Annotated in this window: 18 protein-coding genes and 1 CRISPR repeat array; of the genes, 10 read left to right on the forward strand and 8 right to left on the reverse strand. The window is 51.3% G+C overall.

The window, feature by feature from the left end; genetic code table 11:
- The first annotated feature begins 57 nt into the window (after nucleotides 1–57).
- The 7 genes from Q4A84_RS04465 (at nucleotide 58) to Q4A84_RS04495 (ending at nucleotide 5,716) form a co-directional block, all read left to right on the forward strand.
- Nucleotides 58–183: a hypothetical protein gene (locus tag Q4A84_RS04465; protein WP_303087724.1), complete on the forward strand. Its 126-nt coding sequence runs from the start codon at nucleotides 58–60 to the stop codon at nucleotides 181–183.
- Nucleotides 184–481: 298 nt separating this feature from the next.
- The gene (gene ptsN / locus Q4A84_RS04470) at nucleotides 482–934 is read left to right on the forward strand and encodes a PTS IIA-like nitrogen regulatory protein PtsN (protein ID WP_303087725.1); all 453 of its coding nucleotides are present in this window, start codon (nucleotides 482–484) and stop codon (nucleotides 932–934) included.
- A 9-nt stretch (nucleotides 935–943) separates the two neighbouring features.
- Nucleotides 944–1,915, forward strand: a complete 972-nt coding sequence (hprK, locus tag Q4A84_RS04475; protein ID WP_303087726.1) for an HPr(Ser) kinase/phosphatase — start codon at nucleotides 944–946, stop codon at nucleotides 1,913–1,915.
- Entirely contained in the window at nucleotides 1,896–2,750 is an 855-nt protein-coding gene (gene rapZ, locus Q4A84_RS04480) for an RNase adapter RapZ (protein WP_303087727.1), read from the forward strand. The genes hprK and rapZ overlap by 20 nt, the downstream gene beginning before the upstream one ends.
- A 236-nt stretch (nucleotides 2,751–2,986) precedes the next feature.
- A complete protein-coding gene (gene ylqF / locus Q4A84_RS04485) occupies nucleotides 2,987–3,922 on the forward strand; it encodes a ribosome biogenesis GTPase YlqF (RefSeq protein ID WP_303087728.1) in 936 nt (311 codons plus the stop codon).
- A gap of 72 nt (nucleotides 3,923–3,994) precedes the next feature.
- On the forward strand, nucleotides 3,995–4,591 hold the full coding sequence (locus Q4A84_RS04490) for an SMC-Scp complex subunit ScpB (RefSeq protein WP_303087729.1): 597 nt from the start codon (nucleotides 3,995–3,997) through the stop codon (nucleotides 4,589–4,591).
- A gap of 129 nt (nucleotides 4,592–4,720) precedes the next feature.
- Nucleotides 4,721–5,716: a pseudouridine synthase gene (locus Q4A84_RS04495; RefSeq protein ID WP_303087730.1), complete on the forward strand. Its 996-nt coding sequence runs from the start codon at nucleotides 4,721–4,723 to the stop codon at nucleotides 5,714–5,716.
- Between the two features lie 224 nt (nucleotides 5,717–5,940).
- Here Q4A84_RS04495 and Q4A84_RS04500 read toward each other — a convergent pair whose 3' ends face one another.
- A complete protein-coding gene (locus tag Q4A84_RS04500) occupies nucleotides 5,941–7,164 on the reverse strand; it encodes an aspartate kinase (RefSeq protein ID WP_303087731.1) in 1,224 nt (407 codons plus the stop codon).
- A 186-nt stretch (nucleotides 7,165–7,350) separates the two neighbouring features.
- Nucleotides 7,351–8,088 carry a ribonuclease PH gene (rph, locus tag Q4A84_RS04505; RefSeq protein WP_303087732.1) on the reverse strand — a complete coding sequence of 246 codons (738 nt, stop codon included), beginning with the start codon at nucleotides 8,086–8,088 and terminating at the stop codon, nucleotides 7,351–7,353.
- Between the two features lie 151 nt (nucleotides 8,089–8,239).
- Between rph and Q4A84_RS04510 the strand changes: the two genes are divergently transcribed.
- Together Q4A84_RS04510 and Q4A84_RS04515 are read left to right on the forward strand one after the other, a co-directional pair.
- Nucleotides 8,240–9,112: a YicC/YloC family endoribonuclease gene (locus tag Q4A84_RS04510; protein WP_303087733.1), complete on the forward strand. Its 873-nt coding sequence runs from the start codon at nucleotides 8,240–8,242 to the stop codon at nucleotides 9,110–9,112.
- A gap of 30 nt (nucleotides 9,113–9,142) precedes the next feature.
- The gene (locus Q4A84_RS04515) at nucleotides 9,143–9,742 is read left to right on the forward strand and encodes a class I SAM-dependent methyltransferase (protein ID WP_303087734.1); all 600 of its coding nucleotides are present in this window, start codon (nucleotides 9,143–9,145) and stop codon (nucleotides 9,740–9,742) included.
- Between the two features lie 103 nt (nucleotides 9,743–9,845).
- Here the strand turns inward: Q4A84_RS04515 and Q4A84_RS04520 are convergent, their stop codons facing one another.
- From Q4A84_RS04520 to Q4A84_RS04545, 6 genes are all read right to left on the reverse strand, one after another.
- Entirely contained in the window at nucleotides 9,846–10,217 is a 372-nt protein-coding gene (locus Q4A84_RS04520) for a hypothetical protein (RefSeq protein ID WP_303087735.1), read from the reverse strand.
- Between the two features lie 173 nt (nucleotides 10,218–10,390).
- Entirely contained in the window at nucleotides 10,391–11,152 is a 762-nt protein-coding gene (locus Q4A84_RS04525; RefSeq protein WP_303087736.1) for a sugar transferase, read from the reverse strand.
- 1 nt (nucleotide 11,153) lies between these two features.
- Nucleotides 11,154–12,269 (reverse strand): DegT/DnrJ/EryC1/StrS aminotransferase family protein, encoded by a 1,116-nt coding sequence (locus Q4A84_RS04530; protein WP_303087737.1) that lies wholly within the window; start codon nucleotides 12,267–12,269, stop codon nucleotides 11,154–11,156.
- Between the two features lie 328 nt (nucleotides 12,270–12,597).
- Nucleotides 12,598–13,689 carry a GTPase HflX gene (hflX, locus tag Q4A84_RS04535; protein WP_303087774.1) on the reverse strand — a complete coding sequence of 364 codons (1,092 nt, stop codon included), beginning with the start codon at nucleotides 13,687–13,689 and terminating at the stop codon, nucleotides 12,598–12,600.
- 147 nt (nucleotides 13,690–13,836) lie between these two features.
- Nucleotides 13,837–14,328, reverse strand: a complete 492-nt coding sequence (locus Q4A84_RS04540; RefSeq protein ID WP_303087738.1) for a DUF2867 domain-containing protein — start codon at nucleotides 14,326–14,328, stop codon at nucleotides 13,837–13,839.
- A gap of 122 nt (nucleotides 14,329–14,450) precedes the next feature.
- Nucleotides 14,451–15,239 (reverse strand): phosphatidylserine decarboxylase, encoded by a 789-nt coding sequence (locus Q4A84_RS04545; protein WP_303087739.1) that lies wholly within the window; start codon nucleotides 15,237–15,239, stop codon nucleotides 14,451–14,453.
- Between the two features lie 209 nt (nucleotides 15,240–15,448).
- On the opposite strand from Q4A84_RS04545, the gene cytX reads away from it, so the two are divergent.
- Entirely contained in the window at nucleotides 15,449–16,645 is a 1,197-nt protein-coding gene (gene cytX, locus Q4A84_RS04550; protein WP_303087740.1) for a putative hydroxymethylpyrimidine transporter CytX, read from the forward strand.
- An 83-nt stretch (nucleotides 16,646–16,728) separates the two neighbouring features.
- Nucleotides 16,729–16,958: a CRISPR direct-repeat array (repeat unit 32 nt; unit sequence GTTTCAACACACAGCCGCTTGTGAGGCGGCTG).
- Nucleotides 16,959–17,144 lie beyond the last annotated feature (186 nt).

Below are 17,144 nucleotides of genomic sequence, written 5' to 3' on the forward strand. Positions count from 1 at the left end.
GGGGCATCATGATACTCAGTTTCGATTCATCAATTTGCCAAAAACATGCTAAAGGGGATGCTGCCAAACCCGAAGCGGGATTCCGAATATGCCCTGCGCAACAACCGCAGCATCAGCCATATCCAGCAACAACACAAATACAACCAAATGATTTTATTTATGATTTATCAAAAATCCCTCTAATTGACAACCGATTTTAGCGGAAAAGCAAAATCCATACCAGTTTTCACAGGTTTTGTTAAAAACATTAAACCTCATTTCAAGCCAGTCGATGAATGCCTGTCTGAATATCTCCAAACAAACCATCAGTCAGCATCAAAATATTCCCAAATCATCAACTCTGCACAACATAATGTTTTAATAAAACTTTTTCATATAAAATCCGCTTCTTTCAATGTAAAATCATGAGCAAAGATTGAGATTCCGATGAACACTCGGTACAATCTAAACTGTTTTGCTTTATTTAACTCAAGAGAAATTTATGAGCTTGATTGCTGAAATCCTTCCTTTGCAGCATATCGAATTAGACGTAGAAATCAGCAGCAAAAAGCGTCTTTTTGAAGAAATCGGAAATCTGCTGGAAAAACATTCCGGCCTCTCCGCTCCCCATGTGTTCGAGTGTCTGTTCCAGCGTGAAAAACTGGGCAGCACAGGCTTGGGACAAGGCGTAGCCATTCCTCACGGGCGCCATGCTTCGGTAAAAAAAGCAACGGGGGCGTTTATCCGCTGTAAAGAACCGGTTGCCTTCGATGCGGCCGACGGCAAACCTGTCTCCCTCGTATTTGCCCTACTCGTTCCCGAAAACGCCACCAGCGAACACCTCGAAGTGTTATCCAAACTGGCAGGGAAATTCTCCTCCAAATCCGTACGCGAAGCCCTGATGACAGCGCAAAGTGCGGAAGACATTCTGGCGATTTTCTCCGCAGAAGAATAAGAACCGACGATGCCCAGTATTTCCGTACGCAAGCTCTATCAAGACAACCAACATAAACTTCAGCTTGCTTGGTCGGCCGGAACCGCAGGTGCCGACAACCGGATTGGTGTTGACGCCGACAAGCCCGTTCTGGCGCTGGTCGGCCATTTGAATTTCATCCACCCCAACCAAGTTCAGGTTCTCGGAGTGGCCGAAGTGGAATACCTGAATCGCCTGGAAGCATCAGGTTCCGTTCAGCCGCTGACCGGCTTCAAACAAATTTTCGACCTAACCGTATCACTCGTTATCGTTGCCAACGGCTTGGCCGTACCGGCCATGCTGCGTGATTATTGCCATACCAACAACGTCCCCCTGTTGACCTCCAAACTGGAAAGTCCCTACCTGATGGATGTGTTGCGCATCTATCTGCAACGCGCACTGGCGGTTTCCACCATCAAACACGGCGTATTTCTTGATGTATTTGAGGTCGGCGTTTTAATTACCGGCCATTCCGGTTTGGGCAAAAGCGAATTGGCGCTAGAGCTGATTTCCCGCGGCCACAGCCTGATTGCCGACGATGCGGTCGAATTGCACCGCACCGGCCCCGAAACCTTGGAAGGCCGCTGCCCCGCCATGTTGCGCGATTTTCTTGAAGTGCGCGGCTTAGGCGTACTCAATATCCGGCATATTTTCGGCGAAACCTCCATCCGACCGAATAAAACACTAAAACTCATCATCAGCTTGGTTGCAGCCGACGACGAATATATGAAACAGCTCGACCGCCTGAGCATACGTACCGAAACCGAATCCATTTTAAATGTGAACATACGCTCCGTTACTCTGCCCGTTGCCGTCGGCCGCAACTTGGCCGTATTAGTAGAAGCAGCCGTGCGCAACTACATCTTACAACTGCGCGGAAAAGACAGCACCAAAGAATTTCTGGAGCGGCACCAAACCATACTAAGAGAAGACGCACTCCACCATGAAGATAGTTCTGATTAGCGGCCTGTCCGGCTCCGGCAAATCGGTCGCCCTCAAAGTATTAGAAGATGTAGGCTACAATTGCGTAGACAATATGCCTTTAGAATTATTGCCGCTATTAATGATGCACCATATCAAACGCGGCAGTACCGAAAACCTCGGCATCAGCGTAGACATCCGCTCAGACCTCAATACTCAGGAAGCCGAGCGCCAGATTACCTATCTGCGCCAAGAAGGACATCAAGTAGAAACCCTCTTCCTCGAAGCCACCGACGAAACCCTCATCCGCCGTTTTTCCGAAACCCGCCGCAGCCACCCTTTGGCGCGTCAGAAATTCACCGTATTGGAAAGCATCCATCGCGAACGCGAGCTGCTTTATCCCCTGCGCGAATTAGCCTACTGCATCGACACCTCTAAAATGAATGCCCAGCAGCTACGCTATGCCGTACAACAATGGCTGAAAATCGACCGTGAAGGCCTGCTGGTGATTTTAGAATCATTCGGCTTCAAATACGGCGTACCCAACAATGCCGATTTCCTGTTCGACATGCGCAGCTTGCCCAACCCTTATTATGATCCGGAACTCCGCCCTTTTACCGGTATGGACAAACCCATCCAAGACTACCTCAACGCGCAACCGCTCGCACAAGAAATCATCGACGACATCGACACCTTTCTCGAACGCTGGCTGCCCCGCATGCAAGTTGAAAGCCGCAGTTATGTTACCATCGGCATTGGTTGTACCGGCGGGCAGCATCGTTCTGTTTACGTCGTAGAACAACTGGCTCAGCGCCTACAAAAAAAATACGAAGTTCTCGTTCGTCACCGCCAAGCGCAAAACCTATCCGACCGCTGATTTTTCAGACAGGCTTTTCAGCTTAAATGCCTGTCTGAAAACAATATGCTATAATCCGCTACAACCCGATTCAGGCAGCCTTCACATCCGCGCAAGGCTGCCTGAAATACATATAACGAATTATCCCTGCCGCCCTCTTCAACCAGATAATTCCCTTAAACCCAATCCGAACCCGTGTTCAGACAAGCGCCACACCCACGATGCCTGTCTGAAAACCAACCGAAGAAAGAAACAACATGGCCATCCAATGGTTTCCCGGCCACATGAACAAAGCCAAAAAAGCCATCGCCGAACGCATCAAAAGCGTAGACATGGTCATCGAAATGCTAGACGCCCGCCTGCCCGCCTCCAGCGCCAACCCCTTGCTGGCGCAGCTTTCACGCGACAAACCCAAACTTAAAATCCTAAACAAACAAGACCTTGCCGATTCCGAGCGCACTGCCGTCTGGCTAGATTGGTATAACAACCAGCCCGATACCCAAGCCATTGCACTTGACTCCTCCGAAACCGCCGCCACCGCCAAAATCACCCGCGCCTGCCGCGCACTTGTTCCCAATCGCAAAGGCTTGGACAAACCTTTACGCGTATTGATTTGCGGTATCCCAAACGTCGGCAAGTCCACCCTAATCAACGGCATGATCGGTAAAAAATCCGCCAAAACCGGCAACGAACCCGGCATTACCAAAGCCGAACAACGCTTGTTTCTCGCCGACGACTTCTGGCTCTACGACACCCCCGGCATGCTGTGGCCCAAAATCATCGTCGAAGAAAGCGGCTATAACCTCGCTGCCAGCGGCGCCGTCGGCCGTAACGCACTGGACGAAGAAGAAGTGGCACTGGCTCTGCTCGACTACCTGCGCCGCCACTATCTGCCGTTATTGCAAACCCGTTATCAAGCCGACAAAGACCCAAGCAGCCATTGGAACGATAACGAATGGCTGGAATGGATAGCCAAAAAACGCGGCGCCATGCTCAGCGGCGGCCGCATCAACTACCAAAAAGCCGCCGAAAACACCCTCACCGATTTCCGCGACGGCCACCTAGGACGAATCACGCTCGAAACACCGCACCAATGGGAAATATGGCTGAAAAAAGCCCGCCAAAAAGAAGCCGAATTAAAAGCCGCACGCGAAGCACGAAAAGCAGAAAGAGCCGGAAAGAAGCCTGTCTGAAAATACCATATATGCCATGCTGATGGGTTCTAATACAGCAAACAGTCTTATTTACACAGAAAAAACAAGCGAATGACCGACAAGCTCCCGCCCGATGCGCTCATCGAAGCCGCCCTTTTGACACAGACCGAGCCTTTAAACGAAAAGACTTTGCGCGAATTATGCGTGCCGCCGCTATCGCAAGACAAACTGATTGACGTATTGGCCAGCCTGAAGACCCGTTGGCATCAGCGTGCCCTGCAGCTCGTGCACACTCATGAAGGTTGGCGTTTTCAGATTGCCCAAGCCGCATTTGAACGCTTGGGCAATCTGCAGGAGCAACGCGCCCCGCGTTATTCCCGCGCCGTGATGGAAACACTGGCGATTATCGCCTACCAACAGCCGGTAACCCGCGGCGATATCGAAAACATCCGCGGCGTTGCCGTATCGCAAAACGTGATGCAAACCCTGCAAGATCGCGGCTGGATTGAAATCATCGGCCATCGGGATTCCATCGGCCGCCCCGCTTTATGGGCAACCACCGATGTATTCCTTAGCGATTTGCAACTTGAAAATCTGGAAGCATTGCCCCCGCTGACCGAATTGGGCGAATTGGTTTTACCCGATTTAATCGAACCGGCAAACGCCGCAGAAGAAGCTGAAACAACCGCTGAAAAGATATTGAATTAAACCCTGCTTACCCGCCACGGTTGCTTCTTACAAAACAGTAACCGAATCGAATCCATCAACCCACCCTGCCGCCCAATGCCGCAGAAGGACCGTTTTACCTGATGGTCAAACGTGTTAGGAGACCCTCTAATGAAAAACAAAACCCATAGCAAGCGCGAATTCCGCGACGGCATCAGCAAAAAAACTGCAGCGCGCAAACCGGCTGCCAAAACGGTAAGTGCCAAAACGGCCAAAACGGCTGCGCCTGCCGCACCTAAAATACAAGCGGCTCGTGCTAAAAAATTGGTGGTGCGCAACCCTAATCAAAAAATTATGGAACGTGCCCGCGATTTGAAAGAAAAGCGTTCGGACCTTGAAAGCTTCGAACCCGTTCGCCTGCAAAAAGCATTGGCGGCATCGGGCGTAGGTTCGCGCCGCGAAATGGAAAGCTGGATTACGCAAGGGCTGGTTAGCGTAAACGGCAAAACCGCTCAGCTTGGCGACAAAGTGTCGCCGGACGACCAAGTGCAAGTAAAAGGCAACGTTATCAAACTGAAATGGCCCGACCGCCTGCCGCGCATCATTTTGTATTACAAGCAGGAAGGCGAAATCGTTTCACGCGACGACCCGCAAGGCCGCATCAGCATCTTCGATCGCTTGCCCCAAGCCAGCAACAGCCGCTGGGTAGCCATCGGTCGTTTAGACATCAACACCAGCGGCCTGCTCATCCTGACAACTTCCGGCGAGCTGGTTAACCGTTTTGCCCACCCCAGCTTTGAAGTCGAGCGCGAGTATGCAGTGCGCGTTTTGGGCGGGCTTTCAACCGAGCAAATGAAAATGCTGACTGAAAACGGCGTTATGTTGGACGACGGTTTGGCGAAAGTGGAACGCATTTACGAGCAAGGCGGTGAAGGGGCGAATAAATGGTATAACGTTGTGATCAAAGAAGGCCGCAATCGGGAAGTGCGCCGTATTTTCGAGCATTTCGACCTAACGGTCAGCCGTTTGGTACGCGTCGGTTTCGGCCCCATAGGTTTGCCGAACCGTTTGAAACGCGGCCAGTTTTATGAATTGAATCCGGCTGAAGTGGCAAACATCATCAAATGGGCGGACATGCCGCTGCCGGGCAGCAAGCGCCGACGCTGATGATTGAGTTGATTGCAACGCTATGTCGGCAGAAATTTTCAGAATGCCGCCAAGGTATGACGCAGCCACGGCGTACAAGCCGCATATTCACTTTCGGCAATCGATTCGGGCAGCCGATAAAATTTCAGACAGGCATTAAGCCTGTCTGAAAAAAAGCCAATCGAAAACCCAACAGCATCTAATCAGACCTGCCTTTTCAGACGGGCCTTTCAATAGCAATACAATCAGGCCTTATCCAATTCAAATGCTTTATGCAATACCCGTGTGGCCAATTCCATATATTTCTCGTCAAGCAAAACGGAAACTTTGATTTCGGAAGTAGAAATCATCTGGATATTAATGCCTTCCTCCGCCAATGTACGGAACATTCTGGCTGCCACACCCGCATGCGAACGCATGCCGACGCCGACGATGGAAACTTTGCACACTCCGTCGTCACCATCGATCGCAGCGGCACCCAAGCTATCTTTCAGGCCGTTGATTAAATCCAATGTGGGTTTGTAATCGCCGCGCGGCACAGTGAAAGAAAAATCAGTCGTGCCTTCTTCGCCAACGTTTTGAATAATCATATCGACTTCGATATTGGCGTCTGCCACGGTACCGAGGATTTGATAGGCAATGCCGGGTTTGTCGGGTACACCGCGCACATTGATGCGGGCTTGGTTTTTATCGAAAGCGATGCCTTGCACAGCGGCTTTTTCCATATTCTCATCCTCTTCAAAGGTAATTAAAGTGCCTTCGCCGCCTTCTTGCAGGCTGCTTAATACGCGCAGGCGTACTTTGTATTTGCCGGCGAATTCTACCGAACGGATTTGTAAAACTTTTGAGCCCAAGCTTGCCAATTCAAGCATTTCTTCAAAAGAAATGGTGTTCATGCGGCGCGCTTCGGGCACAACGCGCGGGTCGGTCGTATAAACGCCGTCAACATCAGTATAAATCTGACATTCGTCGGCTTTCAGGGCTGCGGCCAAGGCAACGGCCGAAGTATCGGAACCGCCGCGACCTAAAGTGGCAATATCGCCTTCGCCGGTTACGCCTTGGAAACCGGCCACAATCACGACCTTGCCCTCTTTCAAATCGGCGCGCATACGCCCGTCGTCGATATGATCGATGCGTGCTTTAGTATGCGCGGCGTCTGTTTGCACGGCAACCTGCCAGCCGGTATAGCTCTTCGCCTCCACGCCGATGTTTTTCAGCGCCATGGCCAGCAGGCCGATGGTAACCTGTTCGCCGGTCGCCAGCACCACATCCAATTCGCGCGGATCGGGAAATTCTTGCATTTCATGCGCCAGAGCGACCAAACGGTTGGTTTCGCCGCTCATGGCGGAAACCACCACCACCACGTCATGCCCTTCGGCACGGGCTTTGGCAACACGGTTTGCTACGTTTTTGATACGTTCGGCCGAACCTACCGAGGTGCCGCCGTATTTTTGTACGATTAACGCCATTTTGCTGCTTTCTGTTAATGATAAGGAATGAAAAGAAAATAAGCGGTTATTATTACCAAATCTTTGCAGGAATACAAGGTTTGCAAGGCGTTTTAAACCATATGATATTGCGCCGCACAAAAAATGCCTGTCTGAAAACATATTCAGACAGGCATTCTTCTTACGCTGCTGCCGCTTAGCCGCGGTTTAAGCGAATGCCTGTCTGAAAGCCTGCTCTTGCAATTGGGCCAATTGCTGCGTGCCTTTGGCTGCCAATGCGATAAGCTGATCAAGCTCTTCGCGTGAAAAAGGTTCGCCCTCGGCAGTGCCTTGGATTTCCACAATTTTGCCGCTGCCGGTCATGACGATATTGATGTCACTCTCACATCCGGAATCTTCAGGGTAATCCAAATCCAACAGCGGCACGCCTCCTACGATACCGACGGAAATAGCCGCAACGCTGCCCGTCAGCGGGTTTTGCGCCACCAATCCGCCTTGCACGAGCTTATGCAAAGCAATGCGCAATGCCACAAACGCGCCGGTAATCGATGCGGTTCGGGTGCCGCCGTCGGCCTGAATCACATCGCAATCAATCAGAATCTGGCGCTCGCCCAGTTTTTCCATATCCACCACCGCGCGCAGCGAACGGCCGATTAAGCGCTGAATTTCCTGCGTGCGCCCGCTTTGCTTGCCGGCCGCCGCTTCGCGACGCATGCGGGAAGCGGTAGACGCCGGCAGCATACCGTATTCGGCAGTTACCCAACCTTGATTTTTTCCCCGCAGAAACGGCGGTACGTTTTCATCTACCGACGCGGTGCAAATCACTTTGGTATTGCCGCATTCAATCAAACAGGAGCCGTCGGCATGCGGCAAAAAGTGGGGGGTTATGACGATTTTGCGCATCGCATCGGCCGGGCGTGAAGTACGGATATAAGCGGCAGTCATTAATTTTTCCTTCTAAATGGCGGTTGGCAGATTATATCACGCGCGCTTGTGATATATTGGCACAGGTTTCATTCTATATGGATAGCAAGCCGTTTCGGTTTGCCGCTTTATTCATAACTTTAATTGATATTTATCGGAGAAAAACAACATCATGACCATCCACAGTATGACCGGCTTTGCCAATGCGACGGGTGAATGCAGCGGCAAACGCATCAATCTGGAAATCCGCGCGGTCAACCACCGCTATTTAGACGTACAGTTTAAAATGCCCGACGATTTGCGTTATCTGGAGAGCACGTTGCGCGAGCAGGTGGCAAAACAGGCAATACGGGGCAAGGTGGAATGCCGCATTCAAGTGCAACCGTTGGAAAACGGCGAGGTTTCATTGAATGTTAATGAAACTTTAGTTGACGAACTGGCGGCGCTCAATGCCAAATGGCGCAAAAAATACAGCGGTTTGGGCAAACTGACGGCTGCCGACATTCTGAAATTCCAAGGCGTGCTGGTCAGCCCTGCCGCGGATGAAGAGGCTTTCGCCCAGACTGTGCAGGATTTGCTGAAACGCGCTTTGGCCGACTTTGCAGAAAGCCGCCGCCGCGAAGGCTTGAAACTTCAAGAACATATCCTGACGCGGCTGACGGCAATGGATGAAATTGTGGATGCACTGGCCGAATTGTTTCCCCATCTGCTGCAGGCTTATCAGGAAAAAATCCGCGCCCGTTTGGTTGAAGCGGTAGAAAACATCGACGAAGACCGGCTGAAACAGGAATTTGCACTGTATATCCAGAAAGCCGATGTTGATGAAGAATTCAGCCGGCTGCGCACGCACATCGCCGAAGTACGACGGATTGTATCCGAGCAAAAGGGCAGCGTAGGCAAACGCTTGGATTTCCTGATGCAGGAATTGAATCGGGAAGCCAATACCTTGGGCAGCAAAGCCATCTCGGCGGAATGCACGCAGGCTTCGGTTGAATTGAAAGTGTTAATCGAACAAATGCGCGAGCAGGTGCAAAACATCGAATAAAGGCCGATTGCCTGTCTGAAAGGGAAAATCATGTATAAATGGGACGAGCGCTATGCTACGGAAGAGTTTATTTTCGGCACCGAACCGAACGTTTTGCTGCGCGAAGTGCTGCATCATTTACCCAAACACGGGCGGGCATTGGATGTAGCGACCGGCGAAGGTCGTAACGGTGTTTTTCTGGCAGAACAAGGCTTGGAAACCACCGGTATCGACTTATCGGAAATCGGCTTGCAAAAAGCCCGCCGGCTGGCTCAAATCAAAGGCGTGCCGTTCAAAGCGGAGCAGCACGACATTGCAGAATATCCATTCATTCCCGCGCATTATGCTGTTATCTGCAGCATATTCTGCCATTTTATCGAACCTTTGCGCACCCAAATTTGCCAACGCATCGTAACGGCGCTGGAACCGGGTGGCATGTTTGTCGGCGTGTTTTACCATCCGGAGCAAATCGCCCTTGGCACGGGCGGCCCCAGCAATCCAGCCATGCTCGGCACGCTTGAAGAAATGAAAAGCGCCTTTAACGGGCTGGAATGGCTGATTGCTGAATATATCCGCCTCGATCAAACTGAAGGCTCACGCCATAGAGGGGAAAGCGCCCTAATCCGCCTGCTGGGCCGCAAACCGTTGTAAGAGAAATCACACGAATCGGCTCAACGCTGAAAAAGACGTTTGATTGATTAAATGCCTGTCTGAAAAACTTCAGACAGGCATTTGAATTAAGAATACAAACGCTCTACCACCACCAATACGGATAAGGACCCCAATACCAATCATCGTAATACCGCAAGCGCTCGGCGCGCTCCAAACGGCGCTGGTTGATGTAATTTTCCCATGCCAAGCGATAACAAGACTGGAACAACTTATCGTTGGTTTTATCAATATAATTCAAACGAAACGCCTGCCGCGCTTTTTCATTAGTGCCGGTTTCGCCGGCAAACTGGCGACGCATCATTTCCGCCGTGTCTTTATCGCATTGCGATGCCAACGCAACCTGCAATTCCTGCTCTTGGCGCTTCTGCTCAGCTGCCCGGCGTGCCCTTTGCTCAGGCGTTGTTGCGCAAGCGGCCAACAAGCATACCGCAACCAGAGGTAACAGATATTTCATGGTTTTCTCCCAATCATTTAGCAAACCACCTAGAAATCGAAGCGCCCGTGTATTTTCAGACAGGCATATCGAATTATAAGTGATAGCATCCTACATTTAAACAAAATACCAAAGATTTATTTGCCTAACCCGATACCGTTTTCATTCGGAAACCACTGCCGCCAAACCTGATTTCAACGGCGATCCATCTCAAACTCGCCGATTGCTTCGCCCGTTGCCGAATAGCCCATAAACGCGCCTCTCGCCACATCCGAGCGCATCTGCGCATGTTTGCCGTCAACGGCAAACCGCACAAGGCATAGCAACATTTTGCAATCGAGCAGAAAACTGACGTTCTGCACATACCAAACATCATTATCCAGCTGCTCCTGCCAAGTCCAAGCATGAGCCAACGGCTTGCACGGCGGACATTCCAAGCCGGGGCGCAGCATCAAGCGCATTTTATGGCGCCGATGGTAACGCTCGGTATATTCCGGCAACAGCGGGCGCGGGCCGATAAGCGACATATCGCCTTTCAAGATACTGATAAAATTCAACAATTCGTCAAGCGACGTTTTCCGCACAAAGCTGCCCCAGCGGGTAATCCGCTGCGCCGCCGGCAACAGGCGACCGTGTTCGTCTGTATCGTTCGTCATATTACGGAATTTGACGATGGTAAAAAACCGGCCGTTGCGGCCCACCCGCTGCTGGCGGAATAAAATCGGCCCGCCGACATCCAAATAAGTAGCCGCGGCCAACAGCAGATTAAGCGGCAAGGTCAGCACCAATGCGATTAATGCCACCACGATATCCAGCATCCGTTTGCCGTAGCGGGTGTAAAACGTATCGGGTACCCGGATATCCGTTGGTGTAACATCGGCCGCAACCGGTTGCGCAGCCAAAGTGCCAATCATGCGATGCTGTTCTGCCGGAGAGAAAAATTTGTTCGCCGCCATATCATGCCTCCGCGCAATCAAGAATAATCCGGCATATACGGTCTACTTCAACCAACGGCAAATCGGCATACATCGGCAAGGTCAGGATATTGTTCGACACCTGATCCGACACCGGCGTGCAACCGGGATGGAAACGGTTTCGATAGCAAACGAAACGGTTGGTAGCCGGATAAAAATATTTTCGGCTTAAAATATGGTGTTTTTTCAACGCGCGGAAAACATCATCGCGATGCCTGCCAAACGCCTCCGGCTCGATATAAAGCGGGAAATACGCATAATTAGGCTGAATGCCTTGCCGAAAACGGTTGGGGCGCAAACCGGGCACACCGTCGAGATGCTGCAAATAACGCTCGTAAACCGCACGGCGCTTATCAATTTCTCCCTCCACATGGCGCAGATTGCAGATACCCATCGCCGCTCTGAATTCGTCTAATTTGCCGTTGGCGCCGATGCTTTCGACCTTCCCTTCTCCGGCAATGCCGAAATTCTTCATATCATGCAAGGGTTTGCTGAGAGCTTCTTCAGAAAAAGCAATCGCGCCGCCTTCTATGGTGTGAAATACTTTCGTGGCATGAAAGCTGAACATAACCGCATCGCCGAAATTGCCGACGCCTTCGCCTTTATAACGCATGCCGAACGCCTGAGCTGCGTCGTAAAGCACTTTCAAGCCATGCTTTTCGGCAATGGCGTCAATCGCTTCAACATCGCATAAATTGCCGTAAACATGCACAGGGATGATGGCCGACGTTTTTTCCGTAATCAGCGCTTCGATTTTGGTTGCGTCGATTGTGTAATCATCAGGGCGAATATCACAAAACACGGGCGTAAGGCCGCTGCGCGCGATGGCATGGGTAGTGGAAGCGAAAGTGTACGGCGTCGTAATCACTTCTCCGGTCAGCCCCAAGGCTTCGATGGCCAATTCCAACGCCATATGGCCGTTGACAAACAAAGAAAGCCGCGGCACATCGAGGTATTCCATCAGCTGATAAAGCAGCTTTTCATACATCGACCCCATATTGGTCAGCATGCAGCTCTCCCAAATCGGCCTGATTTCCTCCACAAACTCTTCAAACCTCGGCATCGACGGCTGCGCAACTAAAATATTGATATTCTCCATAAGTACGCCCTGTATATAGTATTTATTATGCTTTCAGCATTATTACATAAATCCTTGAACAGCGCTCATAAAAATTAATTTAAATTTCAACAAATTAAACCGTTTGTTTTTCATAAAGTCATTTTATCCGACAATTTTGCAAGATAAAATGCCTGTCTGAAAGCCAAACGGCTATCAAACAGGCCATATTAAAAAAACATCAAATAAACAATAATTTCCGTTAGTTCTATTTCAATCCTAACAATAACATATCATATAAATACTGCACACTTTGTGAAATAAGCATCCGCTGCCATTTCGTCTCGCTTTGCCGCAAAACATCTATTATTTACATCGCCAATTCCACCATCGCCTGCCGCAAATCCGCCAAGCCCCATCCTTCCTTAACAGAGAGATACACCGCCACCGGAACACCTGCCGCATTGCGCCGAATACCTTGCGGGCGGTTTTCCGGCGGCAGTAAATCGGTTTTGTTGTAAACCAGAAGCTGCGGCAGCTCGCCTGCGCCGATTTCCTGTAATACCTGATTCACATCATCTTCCTGCCGCGACACATAAACATTCGACGCATCGGCCATATGCAGCAGCACGTCGGCCAGCGCGGTTTCTTCCAGCGTTGCAGAAAAAGCCGCCACCAAACCGTGCGGCAAATCACGTACAAAACCCACCGTATCGGTTAGAATCACGCTGCATTCCGGCGTGAGATAAAGGCGGCGCGCCGTTGTATCCAACGTGGCAAAAAGCTGGTCTTTCGCCAGTACGTCGGCTTTGGTCAAGCGGTTGAACAAACTGGATTTTCCGCTGTTGGTATAGCCGACGATGGCAAATGTTTTCAAGCTGCCCGCCATACGCGCCTTGCGACGGGTAGCGCGCTGCTGAGCCACATTTTTCAACTGCCGTTTCAGCGCCGTGATTTTCTGGCCGATTAGCCGGCGGTCGGTTTCCAGCTGCGTTTCGCCCGGGCCTTTCAGGCCGATGCCGCCTTTCTGGCTCTGCAAATGGCTGTAACCGCGTACCAAACGGCCGGAAAGATGAGTAAGCTGCGCCAATTCCACTTGCAGCCGACCTTCCTGACTTTGTGCACGCTGCGCGAAAATGGCCAGAATCAGCCCGACCCGGTCGAGAACGCGGCATTGCAGCGCCTTTTCCAGATTTCGCTCCTGCGTCGGCGTCAGCTCGTGGTTAAACACCACCAGCTCGATGGTTTCCTGTCGCACGATTTCGGCCAGCTCCTCCGCCTTACCCGTGCCGACAAACAAAGCGCTGTGCACCCGCTCGCGTTTGGTACTCTCCGTCCGCACCAATTCGCCGCCAGTCGCCGCAACCAATTCTGCTGCTTCGGCTAAGGCCGCTTGGAAATCCCGCTCGCGGATTTCGTTGGCACCGCTGAAATCAGCCGCCAACATCACGCCCACCAGCATCACACGCTCGGGTTTGTTTAAAAATTTGTCGGGTTGACGTTTAGTCAAAATACTATCCTCTTTAAATACGCGTCTCTGAAACCATTGAACTACGCAAAACACTTTTCATTCAATAACACCGGCCAATTTACCTGTATTGAATACCCTTTATTCAAGATTCTTAAAAAGGCTTTTCATAACCACGCCGTGCATGGGCGCCACAGGCAACATATAAAATTTGCCATAGCAGTTAAACGTTTTGACCGTCGTAACAGCTTGTGCCAAATAATTTTCGCCGTCGCTTCCCGCCGCTTTCACCTGTAAATCGACCATCACGCCGAGGTGTTTGTCGATTGCGGTCAGCACAATATGGTCGTCAGACAGCTCTTCCAGCGTAAAGAAATGCAGCTTGTCGCCTACTTTAAGGTTCGCACCCGGCTGCGAATCGAAACCGGCAATATTTTCCACGCCGAACGGCCGGGAAACAGCATCTCTGATTTTGAAAGAAAGGCTTAGCCAGCCGGGCGTGCGAGATGTCATCTGCTTATAAACATCAATGGCGGTGCATTTTTGTTTTAAAGGGTGGGCAATAAAATGGTAAAAATCCAAGGACGAAGGCTCTGCAATCACTCTGGCACCCTTAACAGTAAAAGAATCCATTGCCCGCTCCTTAATTTAAACCTTTATTTCAAACAATCTTAAATCCATCGCCAAGACATTGCCAAACACACGCCACAATGCAAAAACGGTTTTCAGATGCCTGTCTGAAAACCGTTTTATGTTTACGACGCTGAAGTTTCGCGTTCGGCAACCGCCCTGACCTTATCGGCGGCTTCTTCAATCATCTGCTGCTCATCGTTCACTTCATGAGCAGGCGAAACCGCTTCGGCTTGCGGCACCTCAACCGTTGGCACTTGCGGCGCCTCCGGCGACAAACGCGCCAGAATGGTAACGCTGGCTTTTACTTTATCGCCAATCGACACTTGCGCCACCGCATCCGGCGGCAAATAAACATCCACTCGCGAACCAAAGCGGATAAAACCGTAGCGCTCGCCGCGCACCACATTGTCGCCCGCTTTGGCATAACACAAAATACGGCGCGCCACCAAACCCGCCACCTGCACAAAAGTTAGCTCGCGCCCGCTGCGGGTAACGGCCAACACCGCATTGCGTTCGTTTTCCAAACTCGCCTTATCCAAAGCGGCATTCAGAAATTTGCCTTTATTGTATTCCACGCTGGTAATCGTACCGTCAATCGGCGAGCGCTGCGAATGCACGTTGAACACATTCATAAACACGCTGATTTTCAGCGCCTCGGTATTTCGATAAGGGTCTGTCGCCCGTTCCACCACCACGATGCGGCCGTCGGCCGGACATAAAACCGCATCGGCCTCTTGCGGAATCGGCCGCGACGGATCGCGGAAAAACTGCAAGGCAAACAAAGTAAACAGCCAAAACGGCAGCGACCACCATTCCAGCCAAAAAGTAAACAACACGCTCAGCAACAAACCGGCCAAAATAAACGGCCAGCCTTCGCGGGCAATAATCGGGTGCGGATAAAAACGCGGCATGACGCAAGCTCCTCTAAGCTAAAGTATCAAACCAATTATAACCGATTTGACCGCCCCCCATAACCATGCCTGTCTGAAAAACGTTTTTCAGACAGGCATATCGCACACCCAAAGCCAGCAAAGCCATTAGCCCGGCATAGAGACTACCCAGCCCCGTATCCTAAGACTATAATCTTGCCTTCCGCCATCCGAGCAAGGTCTTTTCTGCCATGCAAACCCAAAAACTTTCCGCCAAAGCCTCCGGCCTGATTTGGTTCGGCGCGGCAGTATCCGTAACAGAAATCATGACCGGCACCCTTTTCGCTCCGCTCGGCTGGTCGCAAGGGCTGGCCGCCATCTTCATCGGCCACCTCATCGGCTGCCTGCTTTTCTATTGCGCCGGCCTTATCGGCGCCCAAACCGGCCGCAGCGCCATGCAAACCGTTCAGCTCTCTTTCGGCAAAAACGGCTCGCTGCTGTTTTCCGCCGCCAACATCCTACAACTGGTCGGCTGGACCGCCATCATGATTTTCACCGGCGCGCAAATCGCCTCCGCACTTACCCAACACCTGTGGGGCAACGGCTCGGAGCCCGTCTGGAATATCATCATCGGCGGCCTGATTATCCTCTGGCTCATTACCGGCGTGCGCCATTTCAGCCGCATGCAAACCCTCATGTTGGGTGCACTATTCATCACCACCCTATGGCTGAGCGGCCAAGTATTCAGCGGCAGCCAGACCATAACCGCGCCGGCCAACCATGAAAACATGGCTTTCGGCTTGGCAGTAGAGCTTTCCGCCATCATGCCGCTTTCTTGGCTGCCTCTGGTTTCCGATTACACCCGCCACGCCGAATCGCCCCGAAAAACAACCCTCGCCGCCACACTGGCCTATTTCCTAACCAGCTCATGGATGTATGCCTTAGGCTTGGCCGCCGCCTTGTTTACCAGCCAAACCGACATAGCCCAAATCCTGCTCCATTCCGGCTTGGGCATCGCCGGCATCCTGATTGTCGTGCTATCCACCGTAACCACCACCTTCCTAGACGCCTACTCCGCCGGCGTAAGCGCCAACACCTTACACCCGCGTTTCAAAGAAAACACCGTTGCCATCATCATTACCATCATCGGCACGATACTGGCCGCCACCCTGCCCGTCGACCGCTTCGAAAATTTTCTACTCTTTATCGGCTCCGTTTTCTCCCCCATGATCGCCATACAAATTGCCGACTATTTCGTGCTCAAACGCCGCGCCCAAAGCCATACCGACTGGCTCAACCTCAGCCTGTGGCTAGCCGGCTTCCTGCTTTACCGAGCACTGCTTAACTGGCCAACCCCGCTCGGCAGCACACTGCCGGTCATGGTCGCCACATTCTTGCTTACCATAGCCATCCGCAAAGCCTTGGCCATTCAAACAGCCAATGCCTGACAAACATGGTTCAACTGAAAACTTAATCCCTATCCCAATACACAATAAAAAATGCCTGTCTGAACGTTTTCAGACAGGCATTGTGTTAAATACACAGCCGCTTGTGAGGCGGCTGCCGCAAAAATCTGGCATCACACCCTTAATCTCATGTTTCAACACACAGCCGCTTGTGAGGCGGCTGGTCAATCGTTCGGGCGATCAGGCAACAGAGTTGGTTTCAACACACAGCCGCTTGTGAGGCGGCTGACCGTTATTCTCCTACATATAAAGATGTGTATGAGTTTCAACACACAGCCGCTTGTGAGGCGGCTGAGCCTTCTCGGAAACCTTTGCCAATCGTAGGTTTGATAACCTGAATTCGCTAAAGCTTTTCCTCGAAAGCGGTTTATGAATATGGCACAGCCTAATTTACCACACTCACAAATATAATTTCCTGATTGTTAAAGAACAATTATATTTCGCCAACCTCCTTATATTTTTATGATAACCCTAGGTTAGC

The organism is Neisseria sp. (genome assembly GCF_030527965.1).
In the GTDB taxonomy this organism is placed as follows: domain Bacteria; phylum Pseudomonadota; class Gammaproteobacteria; order Burkholderiales; family Neisseriaceae; genus Neisseria.

Excerpts from the sequence above, each read along its gene's own strand:
- Q4A84_RS04465 (WP_303087724.1), top strand. The coding sequence starts at position 58 with ATGCTGCCAAACCCGAAGCGGGATTCCGAATATGCCCTGCGCAACAAC.
- Q4A84_RS04540 (WP_303087738.1), bottom strand. The coding sequence starts at position 14,328 with ATGGATTCTTTTACTGTTAAGGGTGCCAGAGTGATTGCAGAGCCTTCG.
- Q4A84_RS04515 (WP_303087734.1), top strand. The coding sequence starts at position 9,143 with ATGTATAAATGGGACGAGCGCTATGCTACGGAAGAGTTTATTTTCGGC.
- Q4A84_RS04530 (WP_303087737.1), bottom strand. The coding sequence starts at position 12,269 with ATGGAGAATATCAATATTTTAGTTGCGCAGCCGTCGATGCCGAGGTTT.
- Q4A84_RS04500 (WP_303087731.1), bottom strand. The coding sequence starts at position 7,164 with ATGGCGTTAATCGTACAAAAATACGGCGGCACCTCGGTAGGTTCGGCC.
- rph (WP_303087732.1), bottom strand. The coding sequence starts at position 8,088 with ATGACTGCCGCTTATATCCGTACTTCACGCCCGGCCGATGCGATGCGC.
- Q4A84_RS04490 (WP_303087729.1), top strand. The coding sequence starts at position 3,995 with ATGACCGACAAGCTCCCGCCCGATGCGCTCATCGAAGCCGCCCTTTTG.
- ptsN (WP_303087725.1), top strand. The coding sequence starts at position 482 with ATGAGCTTGATTGCTGAAATCCTTCCTTTGCAGCATATCGAATTAGAC.
- Q4A84_RS04495 (WP_303087730.1), top strand. The coding sequence starts at position 4,721 with ATGAAAAACAAAACCCATAGCAAGCGCGAATTCCGCGACGGCATCAGC.
- Q4A84_RS04525 (WP_303087736.1), bottom strand. The coding sequence starts at position 11,152 with ATGGCGGCGAACAAATTTTTCTCTCCGGCAGAACAGCATCGCATGATT.
- ylqF (WP_303087728.1), top strand. The coding sequence starts at position 2,987 with ATGGCCATCCAATGGTTTCCCGGCCACATGAACAAAGCCAAAAAAGCC.
- Q4A84_RS04545 (WP_303087739.1), bottom strand. The coding sequence starts at position 15,239 with ATGCCGCGTTTTTATCCGCACCCGATTATTGCCCGCGAAGGCTGGCCG.
- Q4A84_RS04510 (WP_303087733.1), top strand. The coding sequence starts at position 8,240 with ATGACCATCCACAGTATGACCGGCTTTGCCAATGCGACGGGTGAATGC.
- cytX (WP_303087740.1), top strand. The coding sequence starts at position 15,449 with ATGCAAACCCAAAAACTTTCCGCCAAAGCCTCCGGCCTGATTTGGTTC.
- Q4A84_RS04520 (WP_303087735.1), bottom strand. The coding sequence starts at position 10,217 with ATGAAATATCTGTTACCTCTGGTTGCGGTATGCTTGTTGGCCGCTTGC.
- hprK (WP_303087726.1), top strand. The coding sequence starts at position 944 with ATGCCCAGTATTTCCGTACGCAAGCTCTATCAAGACAACCAACATAAA.
- rapZ (WP_303087727.1), top strand. The coding sequence starts at position 1,896 with ATGAAGATAGTTCTGATTAGCGGCCTGTCCGGCTCCGGCAAATCGGTC.
- hflX (WP_303087774.1), bottom strand. The coding sequence starts at position 13,689 with ATGCTGGTGGGCGTGATGTTGGCGGCTGATTTCAGCGGTGCCAACGAA.